16 protein-coding genes and 1 other annotated feature are annotated in these 15,774 nt (G+C 42.9%); all 16 genes read left to right on the top strand.

Going from position 1 to position 15,774, the window contains the following annotated elements:
* Positions 1 to 3: 3 nt before the first annotated feature.
* A complete protein-coding gene (locus tag CSV80_RS04720) occupies positions 4 to 423 on the top strand; it encodes a Mini-ribonuclease 3 (RefSeq protein WP_029053295.1) in 420 nt (139 codons plus the stop codon).
* A complete protein-coding gene (gene rlmB, locus CSV80_RS04715) occupies positions 420 to 1,178 on the top strand; it encodes a 23S rRNA (guanosine(2251)-2'-O)-methyltransferase RlmB (RefSeq protein ID WP_029053294.1) in 759 nt (252 codons plus the stop codon). The genes CSV80_RS04720 and rlmB overlap by 4 nt, the downstream gene beginning before the upstream one ends.
* Positions 1,175 to 1,690: an NYN domain-containing protein gene (locus tag CSV80_RS04710; RefSeq protein ID WP_099669938.1), complete on the top strand. Its 516-nt coding sequence runs from the start codon at positions 1,175 to 1,177 to the stop codon at positions 1,688 to 1,690. The genes rlmB and CSV80_RS04710 overlap by 4 nt, the downstream gene beginning before the upstream one ends.
* 82 nt (positions 1,691 to 1,772) lie before the next feature.
* Positions 1,773 to 2,411 carry an RNA polymerase sporulation sigma factor SigH gene (gene sigH / locus CSV80_RS04705; RefSeq protein ID WP_037561629.1) on the top strand — a complete coding sequence of 213 codons (639 nt, stop codon included), beginning with the start codon at positions 1,773 to 1,775 and terminating at the stop codon, positions 2,409 to 2,411.
* Between the two features lie 80 nt (positions 2,412 to 2,491).
* A complete protein-coding gene (gene rpmG / locus CSV80_RS04700) occupies positions 2,492 to 2,641 on the top strand; it encodes a 50S ribosomal protein L33 (RefSeq protein ID WP_099669937.1) in 150 nt (49 codons plus the stop codon).
* Positions 2,642 to 2,697: 56 nt separating this feature from the next.
* On the top strand, positions 2,698 to 2,883 hold the full coding sequence (secE, locus tag CSV80_RS04695) for a preprotein translocase subunit SecE (protein WP_029053291.1): 186 nt from the start codon (positions 2,698 to 2,700) through the stop codon (positions 2,881 to 2,883).
* Positions 2,884 to 2,990: 107 nt separating this feature from the next.
* A complete protein-coding gene (gene nusG / locus CSV80_RS04690; RefSeq protein ID WP_029053290.1) occupies positions 2,991 to 3,527 on the top strand; it encodes a transcription termination/antitermination protein NusG in 537 nt (178 codons plus the stop codon).
* 170 nt (positions 3,528 to 3,697) lie between these two features.
* Positions 3,698 to 4,123, top strand: coding sequence for a 50S ribosomal protein L11 (rplK, locus tag CSV80_RS04685; RefSeq protein ID WP_029053289.1), 426 nt, complete (start codon positions 3,698 to 3,700; stop codon positions 4,121 to 4,123).
* Positions 4,124 to 4,244: 121 nt separating this feature from the next.
* Positions 4,245 to 4,946 (top strand): 50S ribosomal protein L1, encoded by a 702-nt coding sequence (gene rplA / locus CSV80_RS04680; protein WP_029053288.1) that lies wholly within the window; start codon positions 4,245 to 4,247, stop codon positions 4,944 to 4,946.
* Positions 4,947 to 4,986: 40 nt separating this feature from the next.
* Positions 4,987 to 5,125 (top strand) — a sequence feature (ribosomal protein L10 leader region).
* Positions 5,126 to 5,155: 30 nt separating this feature from the next.
* Positions 5,156 to 5,656, top strand: a complete 501-nt coding sequence (gene rplJ / locus CSV80_RS04675; protein WP_099669936.1) for a 50S ribosomal protein L10 — start codon at positions 5,156 to 5,158, stop codon at positions 5,654 to 5,656.
* 67 nt (positions 5,657 to 5,723) lie between these two features.
* The gene (gene rplL, locus CSV80_RS04670) at positions 5,724 to 6,083 is read left to right on the top strand and encodes a 50S ribosomal protein L7/L12 (RefSeq protein ID WP_029053286.1); all 360 of its coding nucleotides are present in this window, start codon (positions 5,724 to 5,726) and stop codon (positions 6,081 to 6,083) included.
* 87 nt (positions 6,084 to 6,170) lie between these two features.
* Positions 6,171 to 6,773: a class I SAM-dependent methyltransferase gene (locus tag CSV80_RS04665; RefSeq protein ID WP_099669935.1), complete on the top strand. Its 603-nt coding sequence runs from the start codon at positions 6,171 to 6,173 to the stop codon at positions 6,771 to 6,773.
* 221 nt (positions 6,774 to 6,994) lie between these two features.
* Positions 6,995 to 10,540: a DNA-directed RNA polymerase subunit beta gene (gene rpoB, locus CSV80_RS04660; protein WP_198040307.1), complete on the top strand. Its 3,546-nt coding sequence runs from the start codon at positions 6,995 to 6,997 to the stop codon at positions 10,538 to 10,540.
* A 417-nt stretch (positions 10,541 to 10,957) separates the two neighbouring features.
* A complete protein-coding gene (gene rpoC / locus CSV80_RS04655; RefSeq protein ID WP_099669934.1) occupies positions 10,958 to 14,551 on the top strand; it encodes a DNA-directed RNA polymerase subunit beta' in 3,594 nt (1,197 codons plus the stop codon).
* Positions 14,552 to 14,848: 297 nt separating this feature from the next.
* Entirely contained in the window at positions 14,849 to 15,268 is a 420-nt protein-coding gene (gene rpsL, locus CSV80_RS04650) for a 30S ribosomal protein S12 (RefSeq protein ID WP_029053282.1), read from the top strand.
* A gap of 35 nt (positions 15,269 to 15,303) precedes the next feature.
* Positions 15,304 to 15,774: a 30S ribosomal protein S7 gene (gene rpsG / locus CSV80_RS04645; RefSeq protein WP_029053281.1), complete on the top strand. Its 471-nt coding sequence runs from the start codon at positions 15,304 to 15,306 to the stop codon at positions 15,772 to 15,774.

Raw genomic sequence — 15,774 nt, 5'->3', positions numbered from 1 at the left:
AGTGTGGAGAATTTACGTGAAATAGACGTTAAACAACTCAATGCACTTGCTCTTGCTTATATGGGCGATGCCGTATATGAAACGGCGATCAGAGAGCATTTACTACGCCACGGACGTGTGAAACCGCAAATCTTGCATAAGGAAGCTACGCGCTTTGTTTCTGCAAAGGCACAGGCGCGAATCATCTTAACGATGAGAGATCGGCAAATTCTCACAGAAGAAGAATTAGCGGTGATGCGTCGTGGTCGCAATGCGAAAGCGGGATCCGTCCCTAAAAACACTGATGTTACTACGTATAATTATAGCTCTGCATTCGAAGCAGTTCTCGGGTATGTACATTTATTGGATCGGCAAGAACGTCTGGCTGAACTGATAGAAACGGCGATTCGACTAGTGGAGCATCCTGAGGAGGAGAAAGCATGACGGAGCTAGAGATTGAAATGATTGGTGGAAGAAACCCTGTTGTGGAAGCACTACGTTCGGGCAGACAGCTGAATAAAATCTGGGTAGCAGAAGGCGTCAATAAGAAAAGTATCGGTGAAATAATGAAGCTTGCTAAAGAAGCAGGAGTAGTTGTGCAGACAGCGCCGAAGCAGAAATTAGATGGTATGACGGATCTGAGTCACCAAGGAATTCTTGCTTCGGTTGCTGCTTATGATTACGCGGAGTTGGAAGACTTATTCACAATCGCTAAAGAGAGGCAGGAAGATCCGTTCTTCATCATTCTGGATGAGTTAGAAGATCCGCATAATTTGGGTTCTATCTTACGAACAGCGGATGCTTCGGGTGTTCATGGCATCATCATTCCGAAGAGACGCGCTGTTGGGTTGACAGGTGTGGTGGCGAAAGCGTCAACAGGTGCGATTGAACATATACCGGTTGTGCGAGTGAATAATTTATCTCAAACTGTGGACGAGCTCAAGAAGCAAGGGGTTTGGATTGCGGGAACAGATGCTTCCAACTCCACGGATTATCGCCATATGGATGCCACGTTGCCTTTAGCTGTCATTATAGGCAGTGAAGGAAAAGGAATGTCACGCATTTTACGAGAGAGATGCGATTTCCTTTATAGTTTACCGATGGTTGGAAAAGTTACGTCTTTAAATGCTTCGGTAGCGGCGGCATTGTTGATGTATGAAGTTCTACGAAAGCGTCAATCCGCTCAGGCTACATCATGAAGAAAGATGTGCTGCTCGTTGATGGATACAACATCATCGGTGCGTGGCCTGAACTGCAACAACTGAAACAGGAAGATTTTGCGCAAGCGCGTGATCGACTTATTGAGAGGATGGCGGAATTCCAGGCTAACCGGGGATGGCGTGTCATCGTGATATTCGATGCGCACCTAGTACCGGGTATCGAAAAACGGAAAAAACAATACCGTGTGGAAGTTGTCTTTACAAGAGAGAACGAAACGGCGGATGAACGGATTGAAAAATTGGTATCCCAATTATCCACTCGCTTGACGCAAATTCATGTAGCTACTTCCGATCTTGTGGAACAATGGGTAGTGTTTGCCCAAGGTGCACTTCGCATCTCTGCACGAGAGTTGGAAATTGCCATGAAAGAAGTAGATCGTGTAATTGCGCAAAGGTTAAAAGATTCATTAGAACAAAGGCCTCTATCAAAGATTCCTCTGACGGATGAAGTGGCAGCGGAATTTGAAAAAATGAGACGTGGTGGAAAATGAGTAGTTGACGTGAAAAAATACCACGTCTATACTGGCATATAAATCCAATTAGTACTCTGGGGTGGAGAGGTTGGTGCGGGACATGGAAAAAGTGAAGAGTAAAAATAGGTTTTCTAAACTATCTGATGAAGAAATGGTGGAGTTGATCCATCTGGGGAATTCGGATGTATTGGATTTTTTAATTACCAAATTTCAGCCTATTGTCCGGATGAAAGCAAGAACATATTTCATTATTGGTGGAGATCGTGAAGATATCATGCAAGAAGGAATGATCGGACTCTATAAAGCGATACGTGATTTCCGTCCTGATAGATTAAGCTCTTTTAAAGTCTTTGCTGAGCTGTGTATTACGCGACAAATTATTACAGCTATTAAAACTGCCACGCGTCAAAAACATATTCCGCTTAATACGTCTATTTCGTTGGACAAGCCAATGTATGATGAAGATCAAGAGCGAACGTTGCTCGATATCATAGCGGGCTCTACATTAGATGATCCTGAAGATTTGATAATCCATAAAGAAAACTTCACATTCATGGAAAAAGAGATGAATAAAGTGTTGAGTGGATTGGAAAGAGAAGTATTAACATTGTACTTAGAAGGTCAATCCTATCGCGAAATTTCTGAAGTGTTGAATCGTCAAGTGAAATCAATTGATAATGCTTTACAACGGATCAAACGCAAACTGGAACACTCGATGGCGATGGATCTGGTACGTTAAACAAATCGAATGTAAATTGACATGTCGTTGGTTAAATGGTACTCTTTAGCAAGACTATTGTCTTGGATTAGGTGAATTAAATGATGAAAAAAATAACTTTAAGCTGTGAGATATGTGGTTCGCGAAACTATTCTTTACCCGCTGGCAACAATGGTCGCGAGGGAAGAATGAGTATAAAGAAGTTTTGCAGTCATTGCAATGCGCATACATTGCATAAGCAAACCACTTGACCAGTTACATAGAGTTTGAGTCAGAACGCTATGTCATTCGGAAGGGTTGGAGAAGAATGGGCAAGATTACGGATTTTTTGAAAAAAGTCGTTTCGGAAATGCGGAAAGTTAGCTGGCCGAAACGTAAAGAATTAACGAAGTATACCGTAGTCGTTATTTCGACGGTTATTTTCATGGCGGTTTATTTCTTCGTAGTGGATCTAGGTATCTCCGGAGTAATGAAATGGTACACTAATCTGTAATAAATAAAGTATGAATAGCGTGAGAATATCCCGTTTTGATGAATGAACGGGTTTTTTCAGCTTTAATTTAAGGGAGGGACGGACGCATAGTCCTCAATGTCATGGAAATGGATAAAAATTGGTACGTTGTGCACACGTACTCAGGGTATGAGAACAAAGTAAAGGCTAATCTTGAAAAGCGTGTCGAGACAATGGGCATGTCAGATAAAATATTCCGTGTCGTCATTCCGGAAGAAGAAGAGACGGATATTAAAGATGGTAAAAAGAAAACAGTTATGCGTAAAACGTTTCCAGGCTATGTCTTGGTAGAATTGATCATGACGGATGACTCTTGGTACGTTGTGCGCAATACGCCGGGTGTTACTGGGTTTATTGGTTCTTCGGGTGGTGGAGCGAAACCTACTCCATTATTGCCGGAAGAAGTAGAATTCATCCTAAAACAAATGGGTGTAAAAGAACAGCGCGTAGATATCGATTTCGGAGTAGGCGAAAGTGTGACGGTGCTTGAAGGGCCGTTTGCTCACTTTGAAGGTAAGGTGGAAGAGATTGAAATGGACAAAGGTAAAGTTGTCGTAAGCGTCGACATGTTCGGACGCGAAACGAAGATGGAGCTTTCGTTCGACCAAGTAGAAAAAATGGATTGATGGATAATGGGGATTTTCCACTTGCCAAATCTGTGTAATGGTGGTATCATTTCAAAGGTCAGACTTAGTCTGTACGGATTAACCAATTCTACCGACATTGTCGGCAGGCACATATTTGAGTGGGAGGGGCAACCCAATGACCACATCACGGACTTAAGGAGGTGTGTCTCGTGGCTAAAAAAGTTACTAAAGTAGTGAAATTGCAAATTCCAGCTGGTAAAGCAAATCCAGCACCACCGGTAGGGCCGGCATTAGGTCAAGCAGGTGTTAACATTATGGGATTCTGTAAAGAATTTAACGCTCGTACAGCAGATCAAGCTGGTCTAATTATTCCAGTTGAAATCTCAGTATTCGAGGACCGTTCATTTACATTCATCACAAAAACTCCGCCAGCAGCAGTATTGCTGAAGGTTGCAGCAAACGTTCAAAAGGGTTCAGGTGAGCCTAATAAAAACAAAGTTGCTACAGTTAAGCGTGATAAAGTTAGAGAAATCGCAGAACAAAAGATGCCAGACTTAAACGCGGCGTCAGTTGAAGCGGCGATGGCAATGGTCGAAGGTACTGCTCGCAGTATGGGATTCAAAATCGAAGACTGATTTTGTTTTTTCATAATAAAGCAATTGTTTGAAGGTGAAGGCTGCGGTCGATTGAGATTCGCAGCCTTCATTAAGTGGGAGGTTTAATCCGTTAAAACCACAAATGAGGAGGAAAATTCTGATGGCTAAAAGAGGTAAAAAATTCGTAGATGCAGCGAAGCTTGTAGATCGCACAGCTACATACACTGCGCAAGAAGCAATTGAACTTGCTAAAAAGACAACTACTACTAATTTTGATGCAACAGTTGAAGTGGCTTTCCGTCTTGGTATTGATACACGTAAAAACGATCAGCAAATCCGTGGAGCGGTAGTGCTTCCAAACGGTACTGGTAAAACTCAACGCGTATTAGTATTCGCTAAAGGTGATAAAGTTAAAGAAGCAGAAGCTGCAGGCGCAGACTACGTAGGCGACGCAGAACTAATTGCTAAAATTCAACAAGGTTGGTTCGATTTCGACGTAATCGTTGCTACACCTGACATGATGGGTGAGGTTGGTAAGATTGGTCGCGTTCTTGGACCAAAAGGTCTTATGCCGAACCCGAAAACAGGCACAGTAACATTCGACGTAACGAAAGCTGTTGAAGAAATCAAAGCAGGTAAAGTTGAATACCGTGCGGACAAAGCTGGAATTATCCACGCGCCAATCGGGAAAGTATCTTTTGACAACGAGAAGTTGGAAGAAAACTTCTTGACTATCTTTGATACGATTCAAAAAGCTAAACCGGCATCATCAAAAGGAACATTCATGAAATCAGTAAACGTTACGACAACTATGGGTCCTGCTGTTAAAGTAGATCCGTCAAGCGTTACTGTTAAAAAATAATTGACAAGCGCAAAGTGATCTGTTAAGATTACGCTTGTTATGATGATAACCATTTGTACCGAAGACAGCAGGTGTGGCTTGCCACTTAATGCTCCTGCCGAGGACAAGACGCTCTTTTTTAAAGATGACGACTTTTCTGCCCTCATGTCTTAGACATTGAGGGCTTTTTATATCGGTATAAGTGACCCTAATTACCAGGAGGTGTCAACATGAGCAAAATTTTAGAAGCCAAACAAGCAGTAGTTTCAGAAGTTGCTGAGAAGTTACAAGGAGCAGCATCTGTAGTAGTTGTCGATTACCGTGGTCTTACGGTTGCACAAGTTACAGAATTGCGTAAACAACTTCGTGAAGCAGGCATCGAGTTCAAAGTTTATAAAAACTCTATGGTGCGTCGTGCAACGGTAGTTGCAGGAATAGAAAGCTTGAACGAAAACCTTACAGGTCCAAACGCTATAGCTTTCTCCGCGGAAGATGCAATAGCGCCAGCAAAAATCTTAAATGAATTTGCTAAAAAGAACGAAAAGCTTGAAATAAAAGCGGGTGTGATCGAAGGAAACGTTGCATCAGCTGAAGAAATGAAAGCATTGGCTACTCTACCGTCTCGCGATGGTCTACTATCTATGCTACTCAGCGTTCTTCAAGCGCCAGTACGAAACTTTGCACTTGCTACAAAAGCAGTTGCAGAACAAAAAGAAGAGCAAGGTGCTTAATTTCGCATTTTGACAGTGACCGGAACAAGTTAGCCGGTTAAATACAATATTCCAGGAGGAACTTAAAATGACTAATGCACAAATTCTAGACGCAATTAAAGAAATGACAATTCTTGAACTAAATGACCTTGTTAAAGCAATCGAAGAAGAATTCGGCGTAACAGCAGCAGCACCAGTTGCAGCAGCTGGAGCAGTTGCAGAAGCAGCTGAAGAGCAAACTGAATTCGACGTAATCCTTGCATCAGCTGGAGATCAAAAGATCAAAGTTATCAAAGCTGTTCGTGAAATCACTGGCCTAGGCTTGAAAGAAGCTAAAGCTCTTGTAGACGAAGCTCCTAAAGCTGTTAAAGAAGCAGCATCTAAAGAAGAAGCAGAAGAAATGAAAGCTAAACTTGAAGAAGTTGGCGCATCTATAGAAATTAAGTAATTTCTATTTCCCTGAGAAAAGCCCGTCTATTTGACGGGCTTTTTTCTTCATATACAGATATTGTAACTCTACGCAGGAGGTGTATGTATGGGAGAGCATTATTATTCAAAAAGTCCTCAAGCTTTAAGTGCCCCCAAGCAATGGAGAGCTGAGATTCGTAATAAAGTATTTTCTTTCACAACAGATGCAGGTGTATTCAGTAAAGGTAGCATAGATGAAGGATCAAAATTACTCGCTGAAACGTTTAAAGAGCCAACCATCGGGGGAGACTTGTTGGAAATAGGTTGCGGCTATGGGCCAATCGCGTTGTCTATTGCATCGGATTTCCCAGAACGGCTTGTCCATATGGTGGACGTTAATGAGCGAGCGTTGGCTCTTTCTAGAACGAATGCCCAACAAAACAAGATCACTAATGTACAAATTTATGAAAGTAGTGGAGTCAATCAAGTTCAGTCAAATGACTTTGCTGCAATTATAACGAATCCTCCTATTAGAGCAGGTAAGCGTACAGTGTTTTCGTTCTACGACGGCGCTTATGCAAAATTGGCTTCAGGCGGGGAATTATGGGTTGTCATTCAAAAGAAGCAAGGAGCTCCGTCTACAGTGGATCACTTGAAGAAGTTGTTTGGTAATGTGGATACGGTTGCCAAGAAAAAAGGCTACTTTATTTTGGTGGCCAAAAAAGATTGACAGGAACTACATCGTGTAGTAGCATTATTAAATGCATAAATATTTATATTGCAGCTGTATGCCCTTTTGTGTGATGTGTTAGAGAAAAAGGCATATTGATGTTTGGATAAAGATTGTGAAATCGAAAATGAGCTCTTGTCGGAACTCGTTTTCTTTTTGTTTTTTCGAAGTCACAGCGGAATTTCTGATTTTGCAAAAAACTAATATTGTCTTAATGAGGGGTGAATGAGTTGACAGGTCATTTAGTTCAGTATGGTCAACATCGTCAGCGTAGAAGTTTCGCGCGAATCAAAGAAGTACTCGATCTGCCGAATTTGATTGAAATTCAAACGGCATCTTACGAGTGGTTCTTAGAAGAAGGGTTACGTGAAATGTTCCGGGATATTTCGCCTATCCAGGATTTCACAGGTAACTTATCTTTGGAATTTATCGATTACAAACTGGGTGAACCAAAATATCCAGTAGACGAATCAAAAGAGCGCGATGTGACATATGCCGCACCACTTCGTGTAAAAGTACGTCTTCATAATCAAGAAACCGGCGATGTCAAGGAACAGGACGTTTTCATGGGAGACTTCCCGCTTATGACGGAAAACGGAACGTTCATTATTAACGGAGCGGAGCGTGTTATCGTTTCACAGCTCGTTCGTTCGCCAAGTGTTTACTATAATGATAAGACGGACAAAAACGGTAAGCGTGGATTTGGCGCTACTGTTATTCCGAACCGTGGAGCGTGGCTGGAGTATGAAACAGATGCAAAAGACGTAGTACATGTCCGTATCGACCGTACTCGTAAGTTGCCAATCACTGTTTTATTACGTGCATTAGGCTTCTCTACTGATCAAGAAATTATCGATTTAATCGGTGATAATGAATATTTACGGAATTCATTAGAAAAAGATAATACCGAGACTTCAGAAAAAGCGATGCTTGAAATCTATGAGCGACTTCGTCCAGGTGAGCCACCAACACTAGACAGCGCAAGAAGTCTTTTGTATTCACGATTCTTCGATCCGAAGCGCTATGATCTAGCGAATGTCGGTCGTTATAAAATGAATAAAAAGCTTCACTTGCAAAATCGACTGTTCAATCAAACAGCTGCTGAAACACTTGTCGACCCTGAAACAGGCGAGATTTTAGTGGAAAAAGATCAGCTAATCGACCGACGTACATTGGATAAATTACTACCGTTTTTATCACAAGGTATCAATACTGAGTCGATCGAACATGTAGGGTCTATATTGGAAGAACCAATGGTGATCCAGACGCTAAAGATTTACGCACCGAAAAGTGAAGAGAAACAAGTGATTAATGTTATTTCCAACGCTGAAGTAGACGAGTCTATTAAGCATATTACCCCTTCAGATATCGTTGCATCTATCAGCTATTTCTTTAACCTCTTGCATGGTGTAGGAAACACGGATGATATTGACCATCTTGGTAATCGTCGTTTGCGTTCTGTTGGTGAATTACTTCAAAACCAATTCCGTATCGGTCTTTCCCGTATGGAACGTGTGGTTAAAGAGAGAATGTCCATCAATGACACGCAATCTATAGTACCTCAACAATTGATCAATATCCGTCCTGTTATTGCATCAATTAAGGAGTTTTTCGGAAGTTCACAGCTTTCTCAGTTCATGGACCAAACAAATCCACTGGCTGAATTGACGCATAAGCGTCGTCTATCTGCACTGGGACCTGGTGGTTTGACTCGTGAACGAGCAGGAATGGAAGTTCGTGACGTTCACTACTCTCACTATGGTCGTATGTGTCCAATTGAAACGCCAGAGGGGCCGAACATTGGACTGATTAACTCGTTGTCTACATTTGCAAAAGTGAATAAATTTGGTTTCATTGAGACGCCATATCGTAAAGTAGATCCTGAAACGGGTCGCGTTACCTCGCAAATTGATTATCTAACAGCAGATATTGAAGATAACTATGTAGTGGCACAAGCAAACGCACTGCTTGAAGAAGACGGATCATTTACTAATGAAGGCGTGGTAGGACGTTTCCAAGGGGATAACACTGTATTCCGCCGCGAACAAATGGACTATATGGACGTCTCACCTAAGCAAGTTGTGTCAGCAGCTACTGCATGTATTCCATTCTTGGAAAATGATGACTCTAACCGTGCGTTGATGGGTGCAAACATGCAACGTCAAGCAGTTCCTTTATTAAATCCTGAAGCACCACTTGTTGGTACAGGTATGGAACATATTTCTGCACGTGATTCAGGAGCGGCTGTTGTTTCTAAATACCACGGTATCGTAGAACACGTAGAAGCGAAGGAAATTCGTATTCGCCGTATTGAAGAAGTGGGCGGAAAAGAAGTCAAAGGTGACCTTGTCGTTTGTCGTTTGTCCAAATTCATTCGTTCGAACCAGGGAACTTGCTATAACCAACGTCCGATTGTAAAAGTTGGCGATCGTGTAAAACCGCTTGATATTCTTGCGGACGGACCGTCGATGGAACAGGGAGAACTTGCGCTTGGCCGTAACGTTCTAACTGCATTCATGACATGGGATGGCTATAACTATGAAGATGCGATTATCATGAGTGAGCGTCTGGTAAAAGATGATGTATTCACATCTGTTCATATTGAAGAATATGAGTCGGAAGCACGTGATACAAAGCTTGGGCCAGAAGAAATCACGCGTGATATTCCAAACGTCGGAGAAGATGCATTGCGCAACTTGGACGACAGAGGAATTATCCGTATCGGTGCAGAAGTTCGCGATGGCGATATCTTGGTCGGTAAAGTAACGCCTAAGGGAGTTACAGAATTGACTGCTGAAGAACGTCTTCTACACGCAATCTTTGGGGAAAAAGCACGCGAAGTTCGCGATACATCATTACGTGTACCTCACGGGGCAGGCGGAATCGTTCTGGATGTTAAAGTCTTTAACCGTGAAGATGGCGATGAGTTATCACCAGGAGTTAACCAGTTGGTACGGGTATATATCGTACAGAAGCGTAAAATCTCTGTCGGAGATAAGATGGCAGGACGCCACGGTAACAAGGGTGTTATTTCCCGGATCTTACCTGAGTCAGAAATGCCGTTCCTTCCAGACGGTACACCAATCGACGTCATGTTGAATCCACTTGGTGTTCCATCACGTATGAATATCGGACAGGTCCTTGAGATGCACCTTGGCATGGCTGCACGTAGTCTAGGTATTCACACTGCTTCTCCTGTATTTGACGGTGCGAACGAGGAAGATGTTTGGGCTACAATGGAAGAAGCTGGTATGAACCGTGACGGTAAAACTATGCTATACGATGGCCGTTCAGGTGAACCATTTGATAACCGCGTATCAGTCGGAGTTATGTACTTGATCAAACTTGCCCACATGGTAGATGATAAATTGCACGCGCGTTCTACTGGACCATACTCACTCGTTACACAGCAGCCACTTGGCGGTAAAGCCCAGTTCGGTGGACAGCGTTTCGGGGAAATGGAAGTATGGGCACTAGAAGCTTATGGTGCCGCTTATACATTGCAAGAAATCTTAACAGTCAAATCTGATGACGTCGTAGGTCGTGTGAAAACATATGAAGCGATTGTCAAAGGCGATAGCGTACCTCAACCAGGGGTGCCGGAATCATTCAAAGTACTAATCAAAGAACTTCAGAGTTTAGGATTAGACGTGAAAATGTTGACGGAAGACTTTGAGGAAATTGAGCTTCGTGATCTAGATGATGAAGAAGACTTGCAACCAACTGACGCATTGAACTTGATGAAAGAAGATCAACCGATCGCCTAAACTAAAAGCGAAAAGCGCCGTTTAGCCTCGACAGGCGTTGGAAGGGTAGCAGCGAAAGGGGCACTTTCCTTTCGAAGGTATCCTGAAACGACCCGAGAGGCTGGCGCTTGTAGCTAGATGTGACTTAAAGCGAAAAGCGCCGTTTAGCCTCGACAGGCGTTGGAAGGATAGCAGCGAAAGGAGCACTTTCCTTTCGAAGGTATCCTGAAACGACCCGAGAGGCTGGCGCTTGTAGCTAGATGTCGCCGAAAGCGTTGATCTGAAATATAAAAAAACAAACAAAAATGAATAGAAGAGGGCTTCGAGCACCCTCTTCTATTCTATTCAGTAAGACGAACGTCTTACGTGAATGCACTACTACAAGTTAAGTTGACTGATAAGCCGTTATGGCGATTAGACTAAAGGGAGGTTGGCTCCTTGATAGATGTTAATAATTTTGAGTATATGAAAATTGGCCTTGCTTCACCTGACAAGATTCGTTCTTGGTCGTATGGAGAAGTGAAAAAACCTGAAACTATTAATTACCGTACACTAAAACCGGAGAAAGACGGATTGTTCTGCGAGAGAATATTCGGTCCAACGAAAGACTGGGAATGTCACTGTGGTAAATATAAGCGAGTTCGTTATAAGGGCGTCGTGTGTGATCGTTGTGGAGTAGAAGTAACGCGTCAAAAAGTACGTCGTGAACGAATGGGTCACATCGAGCTTGCAGCACCTGTCACGCATATTTGGTACTTCAAAGGAATTCCTAGCCGTATGGGCTTGATTCTGGACATGACACCACGTGCGTTGGAAGAGATTATCTACTTCGCGTCTTACGTAGTTGTCGAACCGGCAGATACGCCACTTGAGCGCAAGCAATTGCTTTCTGAAAAAGAATACCGCCTATACCGTGAAAAGTACGGCTCCAAATTCCAAGCTGCAATGGGAGCGGAAGCAATCGAGCAACTACTTCGTGCAATCGACTTGGATAAAGAAACAGATTCATTAAAAGAAGAGTTGAAAACAGTACAAGGTCAGCGTCGTACACGCGCAATCCGACGTCTGGAAGTTGTGGAATCGTTCCGTAACTCCGGAAACCGTCCGGAATGGATGGTATTGGAAGTGCTTCCTGTCATTCCTCCTGAATTGCGTCCAATGGTACAGCTAGATGGTGGACGTTTTGCAACATCTGATTTGAATGATCTTTATCGTAGGGTTATTAACCGGAACAACCGCCTAAAGCGACTATTGGATCTAGGAGCGCCTGGCATCATCGTTCAGAACGAGAAGCGTATGCTTCAAGAGGCAGTCGATGCACTTGTAGACAATGGCCGTCGCGGAAGACCTGTAACGGGTCCGGGTAACCGTCCATTGAAATCCCTTTCTCATATGCTAAAAGGTAAGCAAGGGCGTTTCCGTCAGAACTTGCTTGGTAAACGTGTAGACTATTCTGGTCGTTCGGTTATCGTAGTAGGCCCTAACTTGAAAATGTACCAATGTGGTCTGCCTAAGGAAATGGCGATCGAGCTATTTAAGCCGTTCGTTATGAAAGAATTAGTAGAACGCAACTTGGCACATAACATTAAGAGTGCGAAACGTAAGATTGAACGTCTTCATTCTGAAGTATGGGATGTACTAGAAGACGTCATCAAAGAACACCCAGTACTTCTTAACCGGGCACCGACACTTCACCGTCTAGGAATCCAGGCGTTCGAACCGATATTGGTTGAAGGACGCGCTATTACGTTACACCCGCTCGTATGTACAGCATATAACGCTGACTTCGATGGTGACCAAATGGCTGTTCACGTACCGCTATCTGCTGAAGCGCAAGCTGAAGCGCGTCTACTGATGCTAGCTGCTCAAAATATTTTGAACCCGAAAGACGGGAAACCAGTTGTTACTCCTTCACAGGATATGGTTCTTGGAAACTATTACTTAACAGTCGAGCGTAAAAACGCAGCTGGAGAAGGTTCTGTGTTCAGTGATCCGAATGAAGCGTTAATCGCCTATCAAACAGGGCACGTTCACTTGCATTCCCGCATCGCGGTTCAGGCTGGCAGTATTAACAATCCGACGTTTACGGATAAGCAAAATAGTCAGCTGTTGTTAACGACGGTAGGTAAAATCATTTTCAACGAGATTTTACCGGAAACGTTCCCGTACATTAACGAACCGACGAATGAAAACTTACAAGTGGAAACGCCTGGGAAGTATTTCATAGACGGTACAGTTAATGTTAAGGAACACTTGCAAGAAGCGGAATTAATCACACCATTCAAAAAAGCAATCCTTGGGGAAATTATCGCGGAAATCTTCCGTCGCTTCCACATTACAGAAACTTCTAGAATGTTGGATAGAATGAAAAACCTAGGATTTAAATATTCTACTCGCGCTGGAATCACAATCGGTATCTCAGATATTGTGGTCTTGCCAAATAAAGAAGAAATTCTTCATGAAGCGCAAGGAAAAGTTGATAAAGTCACGCAACAGTTCCGACGCGGTTTGATTACCGAAGAAGAGCGATATGATCGTGTCATCTCTTATTGGAGCCATGCGAAAGACGTCATCCAGAATAAGCTAATGGATTCATTGGATATTGAAAACCCAATCTTCATGATGAGTGACTCTGGAGCACGTGGTAACGCATCAAACTTTACACAACTTGCTGGTATGCGTGGACTAATGGCCAACCCGGCTGGACGGATTATCGAGCTTCCAATTAAGTCTTCTTTCCGTGAGGGACTGACGGTACTCGAGTACTTTATCTCGACACACGGTGCGCGTAAAGGTCTTGCCGATACAGCACTGAAGACAGCCGACTCAGGTTACTTGACTCGTCGTCTCGTAGACGTAGCGCAAGACGTTATTGTTCGTGAAGAAGATTGCGGAACAGACCGCGGTCTAGCTATCACTGCATTAACTGAAGGAAATGAAATGATCGAAACATTGTTTGAGCGGATTGAAGGTCGTCATACGAAGAAGACGATTAAGCATCCGGAAACAGGTGAAGTCATTCTGGCGAAAAACGGTTTAATTACTGCGGACATAGCGAACTTAGTAATTCAAGCCGGCATCGAAGAAGTGACGATTCGCTCTGCGTTTACATGTAATACGAAACACGGCGTATGTAAAAAATGTTACGGCATCAACTTAGCTACTGGAGAAACGGTAGAAGTTGGAGAAGCAGTGGGAATCATTGCAGCACAATCTATCGGAGAACCAGGAACACAGTTAACGATGCGTACATTCCACACAGGTGGAGTAGCCGGAGATGATATTACACAAGGTCTTCCACGTATTCAGGAGATTTTCGAATCCCGGAATCCGAAAGGTGTAGCGGTTATTTCTGAAATTGCAGGTACTGTTATTGAAATTGATGAAATCCGCGAAGGCATGAAAGAGATTACTATTGAAGGTGAAGTCGAAACACGTAAATATCCTACGTTGTACAATGCGCGTTTAAGCGTAGAAGTAGGCGATGTGGTTGAGCGTGGACAAACGATTACCGAAGGTTCTATTGACCCTAAACAATTAATCGTAATAAAAGACGTTTCCACTGTACAAGAGTATCTGTTGAAAGAAGTTCAAAAAGTTTACCGAATGCAAGGTGTAGAAATTGGTGATAAGCACGTTGAAGTAATGGTACGCCAAATGCTTCGTAAAGTCCGGGTGATTGAAGCGGGAGATACTGATCTTCTTCCAGGTTCATTACTGGATATCCACCAATTCTCTGAAGCGAACGCAAAAGTATTGTTAGCAGGTAAAGTCCCGGCTACTTCACGTCCGGTAATTCTCGGAATTACGAAAGCTTCACTTGAAACTGAATCATTCTTGTCGGCCGCATCGTTCCAAGAAACAACAAGAGTTCTTACTGATGCAGCGATTAAAGGTAAAACAGATGAGTTGCTAGGACTGAAAGAAAACGTCATTATTGGTAAATTGGTCCCTGCAGGTACTGGAATGCAGAGATACCGCCAAATTACAATGCAACATGATGAAGTAGAAGAAACTATTACAGCAGAATAAAAATAAACGGGACATCGTTCCCGTTTATTTCTTAAATTTGTTGACAAGTCATTGTAGAGATGATAATATACAAAAGGTTGATAGTTGTTGACCGTTAACTTTTCAGAAAGAAAATATGTTCTTTTGAATAAGTGCAAGGCGATAAGCAATCATCATTATAAAATTACAGTAAGCAGAGATCTCTGGAGTTACTGTCACCCGTTTTTGTGTGTGCACGCACAAGAACTTTGTTTTTACTTAAAAATGAACCACCTGGGTGTGTGGTATTATAAAAAACTCGGAAGGAGGAACAACCTGATGCCTACAATTAATCAATTAGTCCGTAAACCTCGTAAATCGAAGTCGGAAAACTCTAAGTCACCGGCTCTAGGAAAAAGCTATAACAGCTTTAAAAAGTCTATGACAAACGTGAACTCACCACAAAAAAGAGGTGTTTGTACACGTGTTGGTACTATGACTCCTAAGAAGCCGAACTCGGCACTACGTAAGTATGCTCGTGTTCGTTTAACTAATACATTGGAAGTAAACGCATATATTCCAGGTGAAGGCCACAACTTGCAAGAACACAGTGTGGTACTAATCCGCGGAGGACGCGTAAAAGACTTACCGGGTGTTCGTTACCATATCGTACGTGGGGCACTTGATACAGCTGGAGTTACTGGCCGTATGCAAAGCCGTTCGATGTATGGAGCTAAAAAGCCTAAAGTTAAGAAGTAATACAAAACTAACAATATTGAAAGGAGGAACTAATTATGCCTCGTAAAGGTCCTGTAACAAAACGTGATGTACTACCTGATCCGATTTATAATTCCAAGCTTGTAAGCCGCCTTATCAACAAAATGATGGTAGACGGTAAGAAAGGTACTTCTCAAAAGATTCTTTATGGAGCGTTCGAAATTGTTAAAGAACGTTCTGGACAAGAGCCAATTGAAGTATTCGAAGCAGCTTTAAATAATGTAATGCCAGTTCTTGAAGTGCGCGCTCGCCGTGTAGGTGGAGCTAACTATCAAGTACCGGTTGAAGTACGCCCTGAACGTCGTTCTACTCTAGGCCTTCGTTACCTTGTAAACTATTCACGTACACGTGGAGAGAAAACAATGGAAGAACGTCTAGCGAACGAAATTCTTGATGCATCAAACAACACAGGTGCTTCTGTTAAACGCCGTGAAGAAATGCATAAAATGGCTGAAGCCAACAGAGCATTCGCTCACTATCGCTGGTAA

It is taken from the genome of Sporosarcina sp. P12(2017), from assembly GCF_002743035.1.
GTDB classification, from domain to species: domain Bacteria; phylum Bacillota; class Bacilli; order Bacillales_A; family Planococcaceae; genus Sporosarcina; species Sporosarcina ureae.
The sequence above is the reverse complement of the archived record's forward strand: the minus strand, read 5'-3'. Positions and strand labels throughout refer to the sequence as shown.